17 protein-coding genes are annotated in these 18651 nt (G+C 71.3%); 6 read left to right on the forward strand and 11 right to left on the reverse strand.

Annotated elements, in window-relative coordinates; genetic code table 11:
• The first annotated feature begins 79 nt into the window (after positions 1-79).
• Positions 80-868 (forward strand): 3-hydroxybutyrate dehydrogenase, encoded by a 789-nt coding sequence (locus tag ACTWNK_RS38435; protein WP_474309839.1) that lies wholly within the window; start codon positions 80-82, stop codon positions 866-868.
• 23 nt (positions 869-891) lie between these two features.
• Positions 892-2748 carry a helix-turn-helix domain-containing protein gene (locus ACTWNK_RS38440; RefSeq protein ID WP_474309840.1) on the forward strand — a complete coding sequence of 619 codons (1857 nt, stop codon included), beginning with the start codon at positions 892-894 and terminating at the stop codon, positions 2746-2748.
• Here ACTWNK_RS38440 and ACTWNK_RS38445 read toward each other — a convergent pair.
• Positions 2720-3529, reverse strand: coding sequence for a hypothetical protein (locus ACTWNK_RS38445; protein ID WP_474309841.1), 810 nt, complete (start codon positions 3527-3529; stop codon positions 2720-2722). The two genes, ACTWNK_RS38440 and ACTWNK_RS38445, sit on opposite strands and share 29 nt — an antisense overlap.
• 140 nt (positions 3530-3669) lie before the next feature.
• Between ACTWNK_RS38445 and ACTWNK_RS38450 the strand changes: the two genes are divergently transcribed.
• Positions 3670-4671 (forward strand): alpha/beta fold hydrolase, encoded by a 1002-nt coding sequence (locus ACTWNK_RS38450; protein WP_474309842.1) that lies wholly within the window; start codon positions 3670-3672, stop codon positions 4669-4671.
• Here the strand turns inward: ACTWNK_RS38450 and ACTWNK_RS38455 are convergent.
• Positions 4668-6665, reverse strand: coding sequence for a glycosyltransferase family 2 protein (locus ACTWNK_RS38455; protein ID WP_474309843.1), 1998 nt, complete (start codon positions 6663-6665; stop codon positions 4668-4670). The genes ACTWNK_RS38450 and ACTWNK_RS38455 overlap by 4 nt on opposite strands.
• Before the next feature lie 73 nt (positions 6666-6738).
• A complete protein-coding gene (locus ACTWNK_RS38460) occupies positions 6739-7338 on the reverse strand; it encodes an aggregation-promoting factor C-terminal-like domain-containing protein (protein ID WP_474309844.1) in 600 nt (199 codons plus the stop codon).
• A gap of 383 nt (positions 7339-7721) precedes the next feature.
• Between ACTWNK_RS38460 and ACTWNK_RS38465 the strand changes: the two genes are divergently transcribed.
• From ACTWNK_RS38465 to ACTWNK_RS38475, 3 genes are read left to right on the forward strand one after another with little or no spacing between them, the layout of a single operon-like run.
• Positions 7722-8396 carry a response regulator gene (locus ACTWNK_RS38465; protein ID WP_474309845.1) on the forward strand — a complete coding sequence of 225 codons (675 nt, stop codon included), beginning with the start codon at positions 7722-7724 and terminating at the stop codon, positions 8394-8396.
• 40 nt (positions 8397-8436) lie between these two features.
• A complete protein-coding gene (locus ACTWNK_RS38470; protein WP_474309846.1) occupies positions 8437-9870 on the forward strand; it encodes an ATP-binding protein in 1434 nt (477 codons plus the stop codon).
• Positions 9867-10412 carry a hypothetical protein gene (locus tag ACTWNK_RS38475; RefSeq protein ID WP_474309847.1) on the forward strand — a complete coding sequence of 182 codons (546 nt, stop codon included), beginning with the start codon at positions 9867-9869 and terminating at the stop codon, positions 10410-10412. Before ACTWNK_RS38470 ends, ACTWNK_RS38475 begins: the two co-directional genes overlap by 4 nt.
• On the opposite strand, the gene ACTWNK_RS38480 is transcribed toward ACTWNK_RS38475, so the two are convergent.
• The 8 genes from ACTWNK_RS38480 to ACTWNK_RS38515 form a co-directional block, all read right to left on the reverse strand.
• Positions 10402-11718, reverse strand: coding sequence for a PhoH family protein (locus ACTWNK_RS38480; RefSeq protein WP_474309848.1), 1317 nt, complete (start codon positions 11716-11718; stop codon positions 10402-10404). The two genes, ACTWNK_RS38475 and ACTWNK_RS38480, sit on opposite strands and share 11 nt — an antisense overlap.
• Before the next feature lie 263 nt (positions 11719-11981).
• Positions 11982-12749, reverse strand: a complete 768-nt coding sequence (locus ACTWNK_RS38485) for an isoprenyl transferase (RefSeq protein ID WP_474309849.1) — start codon at positions 12747-12749, stop codon at positions 11982-11984.
• Positions 12750-12831: 82 nt separating this feature from the next.
• Positions 12832-13317 (reverse strand): hypothetical protein, encoded by a 486-nt coding sequence (locus ACTWNK_RS38490; protein WP_474309850.1) that lies wholly within the window; start codon positions 13315-13317, stop codon positions 12832-12834.
• A gap of 147 nt (positions 13318-13464) precedes the next feature.
• Positions 13465-13851, reverse strand: coding sequence for an SCO6045 C-terminal-like domain-containing protein (locus ACTWNK_RS38495; RefSeq protein WP_474309851.1), 387 nt, complete (start codon positions 13849-13851; stop codon positions 13465-13467).
• On the reverse strand, positions 13844-14674 hold the full coding sequence (locus ACTWNK_RS38500; protein WP_474309852.1) for a DUF2207 domain-containing protein: 831 nt from the start codon (positions 14672-14674) through the stop codon (positions 13844-13846). Before ACTWNK_RS38500 ends, ACTWNK_RS38495 begins: the two co-directional genes overlap by 8 nt.
• 9 nt (positions 14675-14683) lie before the next feature.
• Positions 14684-15643, reverse strand: a complete 960-nt coding sequence (locus tag ACTWNK_RS38505) for an MbnB/TglH/ChrH family RiPP precursor modification enzyme (protein WP_474309853.1) — start codon at positions 15641-15643, stop codon at positions 14684-14686.
• Positions 15633-16625 (reverse strand): TIGR04222 domain-containing membrane protein, encoded by a 993-nt coding sequence (locus ACTWNK_RS38510; RefSeq protein ID WP_474309854.1) that lies wholly within the window; start codon positions 16623-16625, stop codon positions 15633-15635. Before ACTWNK_RS38510 ends, ACTWNK_RS38505 begins: the two co-directional genes overlap by 11 nt.
• Before the next feature lie 167 nt (positions 16626-16792).
• Positions 16793-18586 carry a phosphoenolpyruvate carboxykinase (GTP) gene (locus ACTWNK_RS38515; RefSeq protein WP_474309855.1) on the reverse strand — a complete coding sequence of 598 codons (1794 nt, stop codon included), beginning with the start codon at positions 18584-18586 and terminating at the stop codon, positions 16793-16795.
• Positions 18587-18651 lie beyond the last annotated feature (65 nt).

Raw genomic sequence — 18651 nt, forward strand, 5'->3', positions numbered from 1 at the left:
CCATCCACACACCATGTCCTGCCTTTGTGTCCCCCACCCCCATGTCCCCTCGACGGGCGACCTGCCTAAGGTCTGCGGCATGGCAAGTGAGCTGAGCGGGCTGAGCGGGCTGAGCGGGCTGAGCGGGCTGGGCGGGCGGACCGCGCTGGTGACGGGCGCGGGCGGCGGCATCGGCCGGGCCTGCGCGCTCAGGCTGGCCGAAGGCGGCGCCCGGGTGGTGGTCGTCGACAGGCGTCAGGAGGCGGCCGAACGGGTGGCGGCCGAGGTGGACGGGATCGCCGTGGTGGCCGACCTGGCGGCGCCCGGTTTCGTCGAGGCGCTGCCCGACGTGCCCGTCGACATCGTGGTGAACAACGCGGGCTTCCAGCACGTGGCCCCCGTGCACGAGTTCCCGCCCGAGGTGTTCTCGGCGATCCTCAAGGTGATGGTCGAGGCGCCGTTCCTCATCGCCAGACACGTGCTGCCCGGCATGTACGCGAGGGGCTGGGGGCGGATCGTCAACATCTCCTCGGTGCACGGCCTGCGGGCCTCGCCGTACAAGTCGGCCTATGTCACGGCCAAGCACGGGCTGGAGGGCCTGTCGAAGGTGATCGCGCTGGAGGGGGCGGCGCACGGCGTGACGTCCACGTGCGTGAACCCGGCCTACGTGCGGACCCCGCTGGTGGAGAGCCAGATCGCCGCGCAGGCCGAGGCGCACGGGATCGGCGAGGACGCCGTGGTGAGCGACGTCATGCTGCGGCCCGCGGCGATCAAGCGGCTGATCGAGCCCGAGGAGGTGGCCGAGCTGGTCGCCTACCTGTGCGGGCCGCACGGGTCGTTCATCACGGGGGTGTCGCTGCCGGTCGACGGCGGCTGGAGCGCACGGTAACAGGCGGTAGCACAATGAACGCCATGAACGTCTACCTCGAACTCCTGGCCAGGGAGGCGCCCGCCGTGGAGTTCGAGGGGCCGGTGCTGCGCGCCAGGCACGAGGGCGCGGACCCGGCCACGATCGAGGAGCTCGAACAGGCCAAGGTGCAGGCGCTCAAGGTCAGGGCGATGCTGCGGCGCAGGGCCAGGCGCGAGGCCGAGCTGTCGGCGCTGTTCGACACGGCGGGCGACCTGGCGGCGCTGCGCGACCTCGACGCCGTCCTCGAGGCGATCGTGCACCGGGCCAGGCAGCTGCTCGGCACCGACACCGCGTATCTGACGCTCAACGACCCCGAGCACGGCGACACCTACATGCGGGTGACCGACGGGACGATCTCGGCGAGGTTCCGCGCGGTGCGGCTGGCGATGGGCGCGGGGCTCGGCGGGCTGGTGGCCCAGACGGCCACGCCCTACGCGACGGCCGACTACTTCGCCGACGCCCGTTTCGACCACAAGGCCGACATCGACGACGCCGTCACCGACGAGGGCCTGGTGGCGATCCTGGGCGTGCCGCTGCGGCTGGGGCGCAGGGTGATCGGCGTGCTGTTCGCAGCCGACCGCAGCTCGCGGCCCTTCCTCCAGGAGGAGGTCGCCCTGCTGGCCTCGCTGGCCGCGCACGCCGCCGTCGCGATCGACAACGCGCGCCTGCTGCAGGAGACGCGCACGGCGCTGGAGGAGCTGTCGGCCGCGCACCGCACGGTACGCGCGCACGGCGAGGCGGTGGAGCGCGCGGCCAAGGCGCACGACAGGATGACCTCGCTGGTCGTGCGGGGCGGCGGCATCGAGGACGTGGCCGCCGTGGTGACCGAGGTGCTGGGCGGCTCCCTGGCCGTGCTCGACGGCAGGGGCGGGCCGATCAGCGGCGGCGTCGGCGAGCTGGACGCGGGCGTGTTCGAGGCGGCGCGCTCCAGCAGGGCGCTCGGCCGCACGGTCAGACGCGGCGACCTGCTGGTGGCCTCGGTCGACGTCGGCGCCGAGCCGCTGTGCACGCTGGTGCTCAGGAGCGACGACGCCGACGAGCGCATCCTGGAGCGCGCGGCCCTGGTGTGCGCGTTGCTGCTGCTGTTTCGCCGTAGCGTCGCCGAGGCCGAGGGCCGGGTCAGGGGCGAGCTGCTCGACGACCTGATCTCGCGCGCCGCCGAGGATCCGGGCGGTCTGGCCGACCGGGCCCGCAGACTGGGCGTCGATCTGGGCTCGGCGCACGTCCTGGTGGTGGCCAGGCACGAGGGCGGCAGGGAGCGCGCCGCGTTCTGGGCCTCCTCGCACGCGGCCCTGTGTCACGGGCTCGCCGCCGGGCGCGGCAACGAGGTGGTGCTGCTGCTGCCCGGCGAAGCACCCGGCGCGGCGGCCGGGCGGGTGGCGGCCGAGCTGTCGGTGTCGCTGGGCAGCCCGGCGACGGCCGGTGCCGCCGGGCCGATCCGGGGCCCCGAAGGCGTGGCCGCGGCGCACCGGGAGGCCCAGCGTTGCGCTGAGGCGCTGCTGGGCCTGGGGCGCAGGGGTGAGGGGGCGGGCGCGGCCGAGCTGGGCTTCGTCGGCCTGCTCGTCGGTGAAGGCCGTGACGTGGCCGCGTTCGTCGAGAGCGCGCTGGGCCCGGTGACGGGCTACGACGCCAGACGCGGCACCGCGCTGCTGCAGACGCTGGTGGCCTACTTCGGCTCGGGCGGCTCGCTGCAGCGCACGGCCGAGGCCATGCACATCCACGTCAACACCGTCACCCAGCGCCTGGACCGGGTGGGGCAGTTGCTCGGCGAGGACTGGCAGCAGCCGGAGCGCGCCCTCGAACTGCAGCTCGCCCTGCGCCTGCACGGCCTCAGCGCAGCCACGGCCGCGACCCCCTGAACACCCTGCCGAGCGCGCCGGGGTCCTGCGCGGCCACGGCGCCGGCCAGCGCGCACCCGACGAGGCCGCCGCACACCACGGCGAGCCACGACTCCATGGCGAACACCACGCCGATGAGGCCGTACTTGCTCTCGTTCTCGCCGAGCACGCGCGGCATCACGTGCGAGGAGACCGCGCCGAGCACGACGGTGACCAGTGCGGACAGCACGCCGGTGCCCGCGAGCGCACGCCAGCGCACCCGCCCGCCGAGCAGCACGTAAGGGGTCCACCACCACAGGGCGAACGCGCACAGCCCGACGAGCACCGGCCTGACGGCCGTGAAGCCTTCGGTCATGCTGAGCGACAGATACAGCGTCTCCAGGTAGACCAGCAGGCCGACCAGCCAGAGCACGCCACGCCAGCTGCCCTTCAGCCCGAGCGGCTCCAGCTCCCACGCCCGTTCGTACACGCGTTGCAGCGCCCGGGTGAAGCTGGTGGCCGAGACGAGCGCCATCAGCAGGCCGACGGTCGTGACGATGCTGTGCCCCTCGCCCCGCGAGCCGCCGAGCAGCTGGGTCATCGCCGCGTTCGCCACGCCGTCCAGGCCGAGCCTGGTGGCCATGGCCGACTTGATGTCGGCGACGAGACCGGGCGCGTACACCGACAGCACCAGCAGCAGCGGGAACACCGAGAGGAACAGATGGGCGGCCAGGATGAAGGCGCTCTCGGTCGGCCGCACGTGCGCCCATCGGCGCAACACCTGCACGACCGGCCTGGACGAACGCGCCTGCCTCCACCCCATTCGAGCGAGGCTATGCAGCGCCGTGCCCGATGGCGCAGAGCGACATACCTCCTGCGCAGAGTATGGGTAATTGAGCTATATGAGTGACCTACGACACTTCGTACAGTGAGCCCACCCCTGAGAGCCAGAAGGTGGACCGCATGAAGATCCCGACCCCCAGGCTGACCCTGAACGTCCTGACCGCCGAGGGCAGGGACACGGGCGAACCCGTCCTGTTCGTCCACGGCAACGTGTCGTCGGCCGCGTTCTGGCGCGACGCCATGGCCGCGCTGCCGCCCGGGTACCGGCCGCTCGCCGTCGACCTGCGCGGCTTCGGCGACAGCGACCCCGAGCCGGTCGACGCCACCCGTGGCCTGCGCGACTACTCCGACGACGTGCTCGCCCTGCTGGACGCCCTGGAGCTCGCTCCCGTGCACATCGTGGGCTGGTCCCTGGGCGGTGGCGTGGTGCTCCAGGCGCTCAGGGACCGCCCTGAGGCGATCAGGAGCGTCACCCTGGTCAATCCGGTCTCGCCGTACGGGTTCGGCGGCACGGAGGGCGTACAGGGGCTGCTCACGCATGCCGACGGCTCGGGGGCGGGGGCCGGGGCCGCCAATGCGGACTTCGTGGCCAGGCTGCGCGACGGCGACCGAGGTGACGAGGCGCCGACCTCGCCGCTGTCGGTGTTCAGGTCCGCCTACGTCAACAACCGCCCGATCGCCGACGAGGCCTTCTACGTGGAGTCGATGCTCACCACCCGCGTCGGCGACGACCACTACCCGGGCGAGGCCGCGACCGGCGAAGGCTGGCCGGGCGTGGCGCCGGGCAGGCGAGGCGTGCTCAACGCGCTCGCCCCGACGTACTTCCGCCTCGACGACCTGCACGAGATCGCCGTCAAGCCGCCCGTCCTGTGGATCAGGGGCGCCGACGACGTCATCGTGTCCGACGCCTCGCTGTTCGACCTGGCCCACCTCGGCGTGCTCGGCGTCGTGCCCGGCTCGCCCGGGACCACCGCCCAGCCCATGGTCACCCAGACACGCGAGGTCCTGACCAGGTACGGCGCCCACACCGAGGTGGTGTTCGAGGACTGCGGCCACAGCCCGCACCTGGAGCACCCCGAGCGGTTCGCCCGGACGCTCGCCGCCCACCTCGCGCGCTCCTAGTCGCGCAGGTAGCGCCCCCTGCCCGCGCGTGCGGCCCGCAGCAGTGGCCGCGCGCCGGGGATGCGCCTGGCCCATCGGCGCAACATCGTGTCGGGCGGCAGGCCGATCCTGCGCACGGGATCGACGGCCGAAGCCGCGCACACCTCGATCCTGCTGCCCCTGAGCTCAAGGCCGAACCTGAGCCCGACCTCCCTGTCATCGGTCCTGAGCGAGGGCAGCCACGCGCCCGGCCCGAGCACGCCGTCGCCCGCCATCACCCTGCGCAGCGGCACCTTGGCCACCAGCCTGCCCGCCATGCGTCCCGGCAGGCCGGGCTCGACCAGCGCGGGCGCGCTCACCTCACGTTCCTTGCCGCCCGCCCGCCTGAGCACCAGCTCGATCGCGGGCCCTCCGCTCGGCGGCACGTACGGCACCGGCACCACGACGTAGGCGTGCCCCTCCCGCCTGACCACACTGGCGCCGGGCGAGACGAGTGCGATCGAGTCGGAGAACGAAGGCGGCTCGATGTAGAGCCCCAGCTCCCCCGTGTCGCTCCAGCACGGCACCACCAGCCGGGGCCTCGGCCGGTCGGCCAGCACGCCGAGACAGGTGAGCGGCCCCTCCGCCCGCTGGACCCTGGCCCTGGCCCGGTGCGCGCCGCCGTACATGCGCACGTGCACCTCCCACAGGCCCGAGCGCAGCGGTGCGCCGAGTGCGGCGGTGGCGACGTCGAGCCTGGCCCGGCCGCGTACCCGGACCCGGACACGGCCGCCCTCCTCGACCTTGACGACCTCGCTGGTGACGGGGGCGAAGTAGACGACGCCGCTGTCCTCGTGGCGCACGTAGACCTCGATGCGGGCCCGCTCGACGGCCGCCGTCACATCGGTGAGCCCGGCCTCGAACAGGGACGCGTCGACCGAGGAGGGCGGACGCCACAGCAGCCTGCCGCCCTCACGGACGAACATCGCCGGGCCGCCCTCGCCGCTGAGCACCTCGACCTCGAGGCCCATGACGAGGACGTCGTCGTCCCAGCGCGTCTCGCCGAGATCGGCACGCAGCCTGGCCTCCTTGGAGGCTCCGGCGAACACGATGAGCTGGTCGAGCCGCCCGGCGCGCAGCAGCGCCGCCACACCTCGCAGGTGCACGGGCAGATGGCGGTCGACCTCCTGCGGGAACCTGTCGCGCACCAGGTCCCCGAACACGGTGAACAGCCGGGTCCGGTCCTGCGACGACCCCGCGAACTTGGCCCCGGCGAACGGCCTGAGCACCACCGAGCGCAGCCAGTGCGCGTACATGCGCTCGCGCCGGGTCCCGGGCGCCGTGTGCTCGTCGACGACCGCGAGCAGCGCCCGCACCTCGGCCGCCGTCTCCCGAGGATCGCAGGCCGCCTCCTGGGGCCGCTCGGCCACATGACAGCAGACCTGGCCCGCGAGCACCGCGACCACCTTCGCCGCGAGATAGGCCCGCACCGAGAACGCCTGCTCGGCCACCCGCCCCCCTGGTACGGCGAAGCCGAGCCGCTGCTCCTCGATGAAGGCCCTTCTGATCAGCTTCTGCGGCGTGAGCTGGGTCAGCAGCCGGTCACGCAGCACGTCGGCCCTGGCCCGGTCGACCTCGAAGGCGACCGGCGGCGCGCCCCTGTCCCTGGCGGTCCTGGCCAGCAGGACGTCGGCGTCGCACTCGTCGGCACGCTCGACCATCAACCGCAGCGCGTCGCGCTCCAGCCGGTCGCCCTGCTCCATGAGGTAGACGTAGTCGCCGCGCGCGCTCGCCATGCCGACATTGCGGCCCCGCATCGGCGATCCGGTGCGGGGCAGGTGCAGCACGCGCACATTGGTCCTGACCAGGGCGACCGTGTCGAGCCGCTCGGCGATGCCGTCCGTCGAGCCGTCGTCGACGAAAATCACTTCATACTCGTCCTGCGGAAGCGTCTGCTCCAGGACGGAGCGGATGCACGCGTCGGCGCCGTCTCCGGGATTGCTGACGCTGACGACCACGCTGACCTTCACACCCATGCGGCCCAGCGTGGGCGGTCAGCCGGTCAGCGGGCGAGACGGCTTGCCGAAAACGGGGACAAGCCGTGACCGGTCAGTACCACCCCTTGGCCTGGGAGTGGGCCCACGCGCCGCAGGGCGAGCCGTATCGGCCCTTGATGTAGCCGAGGCCCCACTTGATCTGGGTGGCGGCGTTGACCTGCCAGTCGCCTCCGGCGCTCGCCATCTTGCTCCCCGGCAGCGACTGCGGGATGCCGTAGGCGCCGGAGTAGCGGTTCATCGCCCGCTCGTTCCAGCCGCTCTCCTTCATCCACAACTTCTCCAGGCAGCCCCACTGGGACGACCAGCCCATGGCGTCGAGCATCTGCTTGCCGAGCGCCTTGTTGCTGCCGGGGTTGGGCTTGCTGCCCACCGGGAAGTCGGCGGGGTCGAAGCCGTCGCCGCCCGGGGCCTTCGGCGGGATCTTCACCTGGTCGAGGCCGTCGGTCGCGGCCCTGCCGTCGGCGAGTGCGCGCTTCTTCGCCTGCTGGGCGGCCTCGGCCTTGAGGTGGTCGCTCGCCGGGTCGGCGCTGTAGAACCGGCCGCTGGTGAACGCCGAGAGCTGCTCGGGGGAGATCGGCGTGGGCGGGGTGTTGGCATTCTCGATCGCACGGTAGGCGACGAAGCCGCCTCCGGCCACGAGAACGACCGTCACGGTGCCGAAGATCAGGACGAGCTTCGGGGCGACCGACTTGCGTTTCGGGGCAGCCGACCTGCGCGCGCGGCGTGGCGCCTGACGCGGCGGGCGCTCCCTCAACTCCGGACCTGGATTCACGACCTCTGAGCTTGCCCTGAGATAGGGGGTGGTGCGCAACCGATCCTTGGCATTCGGTTGGCGTTCCATTGACTAACCGCCAGGTTAGACAGGGCTTTCCCATCAGATGTGATTTTCACCACATTGAGGCCCGCCCTTCGCGCCCCCGGTCCGAAGGGAGGACCGAATCCAGGCTCCCTGCTGTTCGTCCAGATACCGTGCACGGCTTGTCACAGTTTCATGACAGAGAACGCCATATGCCGATACGCAAGAATAATGTGCGGGTGGCAGGCATCCTCTTGGTCGAAGACGACCCCTCCGTCAGAACAGCTCTGGAGCTGGCGCTGACCCGGCAGGGGCACTCCGTGACCTCCTATGCCACCGGCGAGGAGGCGCTCGACCACATCAGGTCGCGCCGTCCCGAGATCGCCATCCTCGACGTCATGCTGCCCGGCATCGACGGCGTCGAGGTGTGCAGGCGCATCAGGCGCCTCGACCAGCTGCCCGTCATCCTGCTCACCGCCAGGGGCGACGACCTGGACGTGGTGGTCGGCCTGGAGGCGGGCGCCGACGACTACGTGGTCAAGCCGGTCGAGCCCCGCGTGCTCGACGCCCGGATCAGGGCCATCCTGCGCAGGGCCGAGTCGGCCGCCTCCGACCGCATCACGTTCGGCGACCTGGTGATCGACAGGGGTGCGCTGAAGGTCACCCTGGCGGGCAAGGAGGTGCACCTCACACCGACCGAGCTGCGCCTGCTGCTCGAACTCGTCCGCCACCCCGGCCAGGTGCTCAACCGCCGCTACCTGCTGCGCGTGGTCTGGGACCACACGCACGTGGCCGACTCCCGCCTGGTCGACGCCTGTGTCCAGCGGGTCCGGGCCAAGATCGAGCCGCGTCCGGCCGAGCCGGTCTTCATCCACACCGTGCGCGGCTTCGGCTACCGGTTCAATCCCCCGTGATGTCACGCTCCATCAGGCCTCCCGCCCGCCGGGGGCCGGCATGATCGCGCTGCTGACCGGGTTGCGGGCCCGTCTGGTCGTCACCTTCACCCTCGTCGCCGTCACGGCGTCGGCCCTGGTCGCGGGCATCGGCTACGAGCTGGCCAAGGGCACGCTCGTCGCACGCACCGAGAGCGAGGCCGTCGGCCGGATGACGCGCGAGCTCGAACGCGTGAACTTCCCCGTCGGCGAACTGCAGGCCGGGGAGAGCCCGCCCGACAGCGCCGCCTTCTTCGCCCTGGCCAACACGCTCAGCGGGCCCAAGCGCCGTGCTCTCATCGAGTACGACGGCTCGGTCTACCCCGACCAGTTCAGGCCGAGCACCTACGCCATCTCGGCCGACGACGTGGGCGGCGAGCTGCGCGGCCAGGCGCTCAGCAGGCTCGTCACCCAGCGCAAGGTCATCGACGACCGGCTCTGGCTGGTCATCGGCACGCAGGTCAAGCAGCAGCGCAAGGGCCGCGAGCCGATGCCGACCGGCCTGGTGGCCTTCGTCTTCGTCTCCCTCGAGGACGAGGAGAAGGTGCTGGCCGGGTTCAGGGGCGCCTTCGCCCAGGCCGGAGGCATCACGCTGCTCATCGCGCTCACCGTGGCCCTGCTGTCGGCGCGCAAGGTACTTTCTCCCGTGCGTCAGCTCAGCGCCGCCGCCCAGGCGCTCGGACAGGGCAAGCTCGACACCCGGCTGCCCGTGCACGGCCAGGACGAGCTGGCCGAGCTGACCTCGCGCTTCAACGACGCCGCCGCCGCACTCGAACTCAGCGTCGCCGAACTGCGCTCGCTCGAAGCCATGTCGCGCAGGTTCGTCGCCGACGTCTCGCACGAGCTGCGTACCCCGCTGACCGCGATGACCGCGGTGGCCGACATGCTGTCGGAGGAGGCCGAGCGCCTGCCCGACGCGCCCGCCGAGGCCGTACGGCTGGTGCTGCGTGAGGTGGAGCGGCTGCGGGAGCTGGTCGAGCACCTCATCGAGATCAGCAGGTTCGACGCGGGCACGGCGACGCTCAACCTGGAGCACATCGGGGTGGCCGAGGCCATCGACGACAGCCTGGAGATGCGCGGATGGAGTGAACGGGTCAAGGTCAGCGCGCCGCAGAACCTCGTCGTCAACGTCGACCCCCGCCGCTTCGACGTGATCGTCGCCAATCTGGTCGGCAACGCGCTCAAGCACGGCGCCGAGCCCGTCGTCGTCACCGCGAGAGGCACGGTCAACGGACTGGAGGTCAAGGTGCGCGACCACGGCAGAGGCATCCCGATCGAGGCGCTGCCCCATGTGTTCGACCGCTTCTACAAGGCGGAGGCGGGACGCCTGCGCAGTCAGGGCAGCGGTCTCGGCCTGGCCATCGCCAGGGCCAACGCCCAGCTGCACGGCGGCACGATCTCGGTCAGGACGCAGAACCCCGGGACGCTGTTCACGGTATGGCTGCCGCACTCATGAGACGCCTGACGCTCGCGGCGCTGCTGGCCGTACTCCTCGCCGGGTGCGGCATCACCCCGACCGGCGTGGTGGCCGTCGGCGACCCTCCGGTGATCAGTACGTCGATCGCCCAGTTCAGGGACATCTACCTGCCCAAGGGGCACAAGCTGGTGCGATCGGTCGTGCGGGTGTCGGGCGACGCCATCGACGACCGGCTGGCGGCGCTGTTCGACTCGGCCAACCAGCAGGGCGGCCTCGACGACCCCGGACCCGGGTACCTCAGCGGCCTGGCCATCAGCAGCAGCGAGACCGAGGCGCTGAGCGATCCCGTCCAGCGCAACGATCCCGACATCAGGGGCTACCGGCTGCACCTGGTCGTCAAGGGCCAGGTGCCGCTGCCGCGCGAGGGCCTGGCGCAGATCGTCTGCACGGCGACCCTGCACCCGGGAATCTGGGAGGTCGAGGTGACTCAGGTCATCCCGGGGCAGTCGGCCAAGTCGGGCGGAAGCCACAACTGCAGTGAGTTCCACGACCTCACCGCGGGCGGGCGGCCTACATCGTGACGTCTTCCAGCATCTCGGTGACGAGGGCGGCGATCGGCGAGCGCTCGGACCTGGTCAGCGTGACGTGGGCGAACAGCGGATGGCCCTTGAGCTTCTCCACCACCGCGACGACGCCGTCGTGCCTGCCGACCCGCAGGTTGTCGCGCTGGGCGATGTCGTGCGTGAGCACCACCCTGGAGTTGGCGCCGATCCTGGACAGCACCGTGAGCAGCACCCCGCGCTCCAGCGACTGGGCCTCGTCCACGATGACGAACGAGTCGTGCAGCGAGCGGCCTCTGATGTGGGTCAGCGGCAGCACCTCCAGCATGCCGCGCTCCAGGACCTCCTCGATCACCTCGGGCGTGGTGACCGCGCCCAGCGTGTCGTAGACGGCCTGCGCCCACGGCCCCATCTTCTCGCCCTCGGATCCCGGCAGGTAGCCGAGGTCCTGGCCGCCGACGGCGTAGAGCGGGCGGAAGACGACGACCTTGCGGTGCTGACGCCGCTCCAGCACGGCCTCAAGACCCGCACAGAGCGCCAGGGCCGACTTTCCGGTGCCCGCCCTGCCCCCGAGCGAGACGATGCCCACCTCGGGGTCCATGAGCAGGTCCAGGGCGATCCGCTGCTCGGCCGATCGGCCGTGCAGTCCGAAGACCTCGCGGTCGCCGCGCACCAGGCGGACCGACTTGTCCGGCAGCACCCTGCCGAGCGCCGAGCCGCGTGTGGACAGCAGCCGCAGGCCGGTGTGGGTGGGCAGGTCGCGCGCGTCGTCGAGTTCGGCGGTGCCGTGCTCGAAGAGGTTCTCGACGTCGTCGGTCGTGACCTGGATCTCGGCCATGCCGGTCCAGCCGGACTCCACCACGAGTTCGGCCCGGTACTCCTCCGCCGACAGGCCGATCGAGGCGGCCTTCACCCGCATCGGCAGATCCTTGGACACCAGCACCACGTCGCAGCCCTCCGCCGCGAGCGTCTTGGCCACGGTCAGGATGCGGCTGTCGTTGTCGCCGAGCCTGAACCCGACCGGCAGGATGGAGGGGTCGCTGTGATTGAGCTCGACCCTGATCGTGCCGTCTCCCGTCGGCATCGGCTCGTCGAGCCGGCCGTACTCCACCCGCAGGTCGTCGAGGTAGCGCAGCGCCTTACGTGCGAAGTAACCGAGTTCGGGATGGTGCCGCTTGGCCTCCAGCTCCGTGATCACGACGATGGGCAGGACGACCTCATGCTCGGCGAAGCGGGTCATTGCCGCCGGGTCGGCGAGAAGGACCGAGGTGTCCAGCACGTAGGTGCGCTTGGCGGTGGACGACGACTTGCTCGAGGACAGTGCCACACGTTCTCCCCCGGGCACCCGTGGGGTTGGGCGCCCTGCAGACGAGATGGGATTCGGACCGGAACTCCGCTCCTGCCCGCGACCGCGCGGAGAAAAGCCGTGTTCCGGCCCCCCTCAGCAGGTCGTTGCGCAAAGGCGGGCCCTCTCCGGAGCGACCGGCCTGTGGCCGGTCGCTACCAACGTTAGGTCCTGCATACCCCGTCCCCAATAGGTCAAGCCTGACCGAAAGGGGGTGTTCACCTGCCGTTTCTCCGGGGGCGGGCTCAGGAACCGTAGCGTCGGTGCCTCGCGGCGTAGTCGCGGAGCGCACGCAGGAAGTCCACTCTGCGGAAGTCGGGCCAGTAGGCCTCGCAGAAGTAGAACTCCGAGTGCGCGCTCTGCCACAGCAGGAATCCGGAGAGTCTTTGCTCCCCTGATGTCCGGATGACAAGGTCCGGGTCCGGCTGGCCGCGAGTGTAGAGATGCTCGGCGATGTGCTCCACATCGAGTACCTCCACGAGGTCCTCGATGCTCGCCCCCTTGCTGGCGTGCTCCTGGAGGAGAGAGCGCACCGCATCAGCGATCTCACGTCTTCCTCCATACCCAACCGCAACGTTCACAATCAGCCCTGGACGGTGTGATGTGACTTCTTTTGCGTTTTTCAGGACATGTGCCGTCCTGTCGGGCAGCAGATCGAGCGCCCCCACCGGGCTGACCCGCCATCCGTCGTCCACGATCTCCTGGACGACGTCCTCGATGATCTTCATCAGCGAGTCGAGCTCGCCCTTGGAACGGCTCATGTTCTCGCTGGACAACATCCACACGGTGACGATCTCGACACCGGCCTCACGGCACCACGTCAGCAGCTCGGCGATCTTGTCGGCGCCCCTGCGGTGGCCCGTGCTGACGTCCTCGAGGCCCATGGCGCGCGCCCATCGGCGATTGCCGTCGATGATGACGCCGACGTGCCGGGGGAAGTTCGCGCTGTCCTTGGACAGCTTGGCCTCCAGCCGGCGTTCGTACAGCCGGTAGACCAGGTCGCGCAGGCCCACGGAGTCCCTCCCGAGCGGTGCTGTGCCCACACTCGCACCACCGGGTGAATCACACCAGGCCGAACGAGCCAACAGGCAATTATCACCGCCTTTCGCCCCTGCCCGCCCCCTCAACCGGATTCCTGCCGAGTTCTCGCATTCCCAGGCAGCCTTCGGCCTCACGCACGAGGTCGCGCACGAACACCGCGAGCTCCCCCGACGTCAGCACCGCGCGCAGTCCCACACCGCCCGTGCCCCACGCCTCCAGGTAGGCGCGCCGCGTCAGCCGCCACTCCCCACCGGCCTCCTGGCCCGGCACCCAGATCGGGATCGTCCGCAGCTGACAGCGCAGCTCCCCGCCGCCCACGACGCCCGAACGCGTGCGATACCTGAAGGAGAACAGCTCGCTGTCCGGCTCGTCCTCGGGGAACCTGTCGTCGGGATCGGGCCACAGCCCGGCTTCGCCCTCCCCCTGCCGCGCCCGGTCCACCCCGTGCGCCAGCCGCGCGAGGAACCACCCGCACCGCTCCCCCACCATCCCGTACGGCGTGCCGTCCCGGTGCAGCTCAAGGGTGATCTCGTACGGCATGCCCACACTGTCCGTGCACGCCACGGGAGTGACGGACAGGTAAGATCCATCAACGCATCGTAGTCCCCCCACCTCAGTGAGGTTATCCACCCCCAACTCGGCCAAACCTCCAGAAACGGACAGCCGCCTCACCCGTCTAGGACGACCTCACCCCGACGACCTCACCCCGCGCAACCGGGCCAGCAGGCCGGGGCGACGCGGCGGCACGACCGGAGGCGACGCCATCAGCCCCCTGTCGACCAGCCAGGCGGCGAAGTCGGCCGCGTCGGCCCGGTACCCGGAAGGCGGCCCGGCACGCGCCCGCGCATAGGCGGCGAACTCCGCCGCCAGCGCGCCGCCCGCCGCGGCGGCGGCATCGGGCCTGATCCTGGCCACGATGCCGCGCCGCTTGCTGAGCAGACTGTGCGCCTGTACGGCCAGCCGCTCCCTGTCGAACCCGCCGGGCGGCTCGCCTCCGGCCACGAGCGCGGCCACGACCGCCTCCTGCGCGGCCCCGAGCCGCTCCCTGGCGGCCGCAAGGCCGTGCTCAGGCATCCGGACCCGTCGCGCCGGAGACGGCCTTGGCAGGCTTGGTGTAGGACCAGCCGCCGTCCTTGGCCCAGTCGCCCGCCGCGCACGAGTAGTGCAGCGCGCCGTCGGGGCTCAGCCCCTCGGGCCTGGCGGGCGTGCGCGCCACCCGTCTGTTCAGCTCCCTGTCGCGCACCTCGGCCAGGCCGTACAGGGCGACCCTGAAGGCCAGTTCGAGGCGCTCGCGGGGATGGCGGCGCATCGCCTCGGCGACCAGGCGGCCCCGCACCTGGGCGCGCCCGCTGACGCGGGACCTGAACCACAGGCCGAGGGCGTAGGCCAGGGCCAGGGCCCCGATCGCGGCCATCGAGGCGGGCCCGAAGGTGATCCAGTCGGCGGCCATCATCAGCGCCGCGACCGGCACGGCCCCGACGGCCAGCGTCTGGGCGTAGCCGACGAACCTCGCCAGCCTGGCGTAACGATCCCTCGACTCGGTCGTCGGCAGCACGCCGAGCGCGGCCAGCCGTTCGGCGGCGGGCGCCGCCGCCTGGCGCACGTCGACGCGTACGGTGGCCTCCCAGCTGTTCTGGAAGCTGGCCTTACGCCGGTAGGCGGCGTCCTCGTCCTCGCCCGGGTCGCCCGGCATCCAGGTCGGCGCACGGCCGCTGTCCACCCGGCCCACCCTGATCGCCTCGACGATGCGGTGCGGGCCGCCCGACAGGAAGGCGAGCTCGTCCCAGCCGAGGTCGTCGACCGTCGCGGCAGCGCCTCCCCGCTGCTCCTTCGCCATCCCGAGACCGAAAACCACCACGGCGAGCACCAGCAGCGCCGACACGATGTGCAGAGCCATGTCCATTGGTCAGGACTTCGCCTTTCTCCTCAGTCCCCGATCCCTTGACTCCCTGATCCGATCCAGCTCACCGGCCAGCACCGCGTCGCTGGGATAGTCGTCGTCCCACTCCAGCAGCACGCCCGGCGGGTCCACGCGTGCGCACAGCTCGGCCAGGACGGCGAGCACCGCGTCCGGCACGACGGCCGTGTGGGTGTCGTGCCAGATCCCGTCGTGCTCGTGCCCTCCGGCGACGTGGACGTAGGCCAGCTCCTCCAGCGGCAGCGCGTCCAGCGCCCGCGTGGCCGAGTGCCCGAGATTGACCTCGTTGTTGTGGAGGTTGGCGACGTCGACGAGCAGCTTGACGCCGGTGCGCGCGACGAGTTCGCCGATGAACTCCGCCTCGCCGATCTCGTCCTCGGGCCAGCCGAACATCGCGGCCACGTTCTCCAGCGCCAGCGGCACCGGGAGGGCCTCCTGCGCCCGCCTGATGTTCTCCGTCACGACGTCGAGCGCGTCACGCGTGCGCGGCACCGGCAGCAGGTGCCCCGCCTCCACGCCTCCCGCCCTGACGAACGCCAGGTGCTCGCTGACGAGCGGTGCGTCCAGGGCCAGCGCGCAGGCCGCCAGATGGGCCAGGCGGCGCTCGTCGGGCGGCGTGGCGTCTCCCAGGCCGAGCGAGACGCCGTGCGGCACCACGGGCACCCCACGGGCGCGCAGGACCCGCAGCGAGTCGGGCAGCCGGTCCGGCCTGACGTTCTCGGCGACGATCTCCACGAAGTCGACACCGGCCATCCGCTCGACGGTCAGGTCGATGTCGGGCCGCCATCCGATGCCCACGCCGAGCCTGCCGTGCCCTTCCTTCGCGCCTGGCACGCCCGTGCGCGCCGTACGCTCAGGCCGGTAGCTCGGCGCGGGCTCGCCCAGCGCCGCGGGCCCGCCGATCGGCGTGTGCCCGCTCACGGGCGTCGTCCGGTGCTCAGCCGCCACCGCAGCCGCCGCCGCATCCACCGCCGCCGCCGCAGCTCGATCCTCCGCCGCCGGAGTCGCCGCCTCCACCGGAGTCGCCGCCACCGCCGCCGAAGTCGCCTCCTCCGAACCCGCCGCTGCCGAAGTCGCCGCCTCCGTAGGAGCCGCCGCCGCACGCGCCCGCCGCGCAGCCGCTCCCGGTGTTCGACTGGTTGCGCACGATCTCCTGGTCGATCTCGTTGCCCAGGGTGGGGTCGCCGAGTTCGGTCAGGCCGTACAGCGCGACCGGCATGCCGACCGCGAACGCCAGGTCGGGCGCGTGCGAGCGGAAGCCCCGCACGTGCGCGCGCTGGGCCTGGCGCAGCTCCTCGTGCGCGGCGAGGCTGAGAACGTTCCCAAGAGCGCGCTTGTGCCTCTGGTAGGCCGCGAGGCCGGTCACGGTCGCGATGCCGAGCACGACGAAGGCGACGACGAAGAAGAAGTCGACGTCGGCCAGACCGACGACCAGCAGCGCGATGAAGATCAGCTCCGCCGCCATCGCCAAGCCGAGCGCCACGCGCACCCGCGTCAGATGGGAGCGCACGCCGTTGAGCTGCCCGTCGGGCACGAGCACGCCGGTGGCGAGCAGGTGGTACCTGAGCCCTTCGACCGCGGGGCCGTTGCCGACCTGCCTGCGCACCTCGGCCGAGGTGACGCCGCCGCGCGCGAGCACACTCAGTACGGCGTGCTCGACCGGGTCCGGCGAGGTGGCGCCCGCCACGGGATGCAGCAGGCCGCCTCTGGACACGCGCAGCGCGCCCGCCTTGGCCAGCAGGGCGACGGCAGTGTTGACCACACGTCTCGGCCCGCCCGACAGATAGGCCAGCTCGTAGTGCCCCAGCGGCCCGCGCGTCACGGCGGCGACCGAGCGGACACGGCGGTGCTCACGCTTCAGGCTGTTGACGGCCGAGCCGACCACACCCATGAGGACCACCGCGACGACGACGAGCAGGACTTGCGACATGTGCGCCTCCCGTGGGGGAAGGAGGATCCCCGTCTGAACGGATAGACGATCCCCGATGCCTGAGAGTTTCTCGCGAGAGGCCGCAAGTCGTACAGCACGGCCGGGGCACGAATGCCCCGGCCGCTGACGTGCGATAAAACGCCTGACCTGCCGGAAACGACGGCAGACTAGCCCAGACGGTCGACTAGCGCCGCGTGCTCGTCCCACAGTTCCTGGGGCAGCTGCTCGCCGAACGTGGCGAAGTGGCCGGGGATCAGCGCGGCCTCCTGCCTCCACACCTCGGTGTCGACCGACAGCAGCGTGCGCAGGCCGTCCTCGTCCAGGTCGAGGCCCTCGACGTCGAGGGCGACGGGCAGCAGGCCGATCGGCGTCTCGACGGCATCGGCCTCGCCGTTGAGCCGCTCGACGATCCACTTGAGCACGCGGCTGTTCTCGCCGAAGCCGGGCCAGATGAAGCGGCCGTCGGCGTCCTTGCGGAACCAGTTGACGTAGTAGATGCGCGGCAGCCGCGCGCCTTCCTTGGCGCCGACCTTGAGCCAGTGCGCGAAGTAGTCGCCCATGTTGTAGCCGCAGAACGGCAACATCGCGAACGGGTCGTGACGCAGCTCGCCCACCGTGCCCTCGGCGGCGGCGGTCTTCTCGGAGGCGACGTTGGCTCCGAGAAAGACGCCGTGCTGCCAGCTCAGCGACTCCGTCACCAGCGGCACCGCGGTGGCGCGGCGTCCGCCGAACAGGATCGCCGAGATCGGCACGCCCTTGGGGTCCTGCCACTCGCGCGCGATGGTCGGGCACTGCGCGGCAGGGGTGGTGAAGCGGGAGTTCGGGTGGGCGGCGGGCTCGGGCGAGTCCGGCGTCCAGTCGCGGCCCTTCCAGTCGGTCAGGTGCGCGGGCGGCTGCTCGGTCAGGCCCTCCCACCACACGTCGCCGTCGTCGGTGAGCGCGACGTTGGTGAAGATGCTGTTGCCCCACAGCGTCTTGATCGCATTGGCGTTGGTGGCCTCACCGGTGCCCGGCGCGACGCCGAAGAACCCGGCCTCGGGGTTGATGGCGTAGAGCCTGCCGTCGTCGCCGTAACGCATCCAGGCGATGTCGTCGCCGATCGTCTCGACCTTCCAGCCCGGGATGGTCGGCTCCAGCATGGCGAGGTTCGTCTTGCCGCAGGCGCTCGGGAAGGCCGCGACGACATAGCGGGCCTCACCGGCGGGCGGGGTCAGCTTCAGGATGAGCATGTGCTCGGCCAGCCAGCCCTCGTCCCTGGCCATGGTGCTGGCGATGCGCAGCGCGTAGCACTTCTTGCCGAGCAGCGCGTTGCCGCCGTAGCCGGAGCCGTAGGACCAGATCTCCCTGGTCTCGGGGAAGTGGCTGATGTACTTCGTCGAGCTGCACGGCCACGCCACGTCGTCCTGGCCGTGCTCCAGCGGCGCCCCGACGGAGTGCACGGCCTTGGTGAACGTCCCGCGCTCCTCGATGAGCCGCAGCGCCTCGTCGCCCATCCTGGTCATGACCTTCATGGAGACCGCGACGTACGGCGAGTCGGTGAGTTCGACGCCGAGCTGCGAGATGTCACCGCCGAGCGGGCCCATGCAGAACGGCACGACGTACATCGTGCGGCCCCGCATGCATCCGGCGAACAGCTCGCCGAACGTGGCGCGCATCTCGTCGGGAGCGATCCAATTGTTGGTCGGCCCGGCGTCCTGCTCGCGCTCGGAGCAGATGTAGGTCCTGTCCTCGACCCTGGCGACGTCGCTGGGGTCGGAGGCGGCGTAGAAGCTGTTGGGGCGTTTCGCGAGACGCTTGAACGTGCCCTGCTCGACCAGGAGGTTCGTCAGGCGCGTCCACTCGGCCTCCGAACCGTCGCACCATTCGATCCGGTCGGGCTGGGTGAGTGCGGCGATCTCCCGGACCCAGGCTGCCAACTCGGAGTTGGTCGTCGGGGCGGGTACTTCCAGGGAAAGGGACACGGCGTACGCTCCTCCATCTTCTCAGGGCCAAAACATCATCGACGAGGTGTCCACGAGAAATCCAA

The organism is Nonomuraea sp. IBHARD001 (genome assembly GCF_056106265.1).

Bases quoted from the DNA above. Each gene is read 5' to 3' on its own strand.
- ACTWNK_RS38435 (WP_474309839.1), top strand. From the start codon at position 80: ATGGCAAGTGAGCTGAGCGGGCTGAGCGGGCTGAGCGGGCTGAGCGGG.
- ACTWNK_RS38500 (WP_474309852.1), bottom strand. From the start codon at position 14,674: ATGGCTCTGCACATCGTGTCGGCGCTGCTGGTGCTCGCCGTGGTGGTT.
- ACTWNK_RS38445 (WP_474309841.1), bottom strand. From the start codon at position 3,529: ATGGGGTGGAGGCAGGCGCGTTCGTCCAGGCCGGTCGTGCAGGTGTTG.
- ACTWNK_RS38475 (WP_474309847.1), top strand. From the start codon at position 9,867: ATGAGACGCCTGACGCTCGCGGCGCTGCTGGCCGTACTCCTCGCCGGG.
- ACTWNK_RS38440 (WP_474309840.1), top strand. From the start codon at position 892: ATGAACGTCTACCTCGAACTCCTGGCCAGGGAGGCGCCCGCCGTGGAG.
- ACTWNK_RS38455 (WP_474309843.1), bottom strand. From the start codon at position 6,665: ATGGGTGTGAAGGTCAGCGTGGTCGTCAGCGTCAGCAATCCCGGAGAC.
- ACTWNK_RS38450 (WP_474309842.1), top strand. From the start codon at position 3,670: ATGAAGATCCCGACCCCCAGGCTGACCCTGAACGTCCTGACCGCCGAG.
- ACTWNK_RS38495 (WP_474309851.1), bottom strand. From the start codon at position 13,851: ATGCCTGAGCACGGCCTTGCGGCCGCCAGGGAGCGGCTCGGGGCCGCG.
- ACTWNK_RS38510 (WP_474309854.1), bottom strand. From the start codon at position 16,625: ATGTCGCAAGTCCTGCTCGTCGTCGTCGCGGTGGTCCTCATGGGTGTG.
- ACTWNK_RS38490 (WP_474309850.1), bottom strand. From the start codon at position 13,317: ATGCCGTACGAGATCACCCTTGAGCTGCACCGGGACGGCACGCCGTAC.
- ACTWNK_RS38470 (WP_474309846.1), top strand. From the start codon at position 8,437: ATGATCGCGCTGCTGACCGGGTTGCGGGCCCGTCTGGTCGTCACCTTC.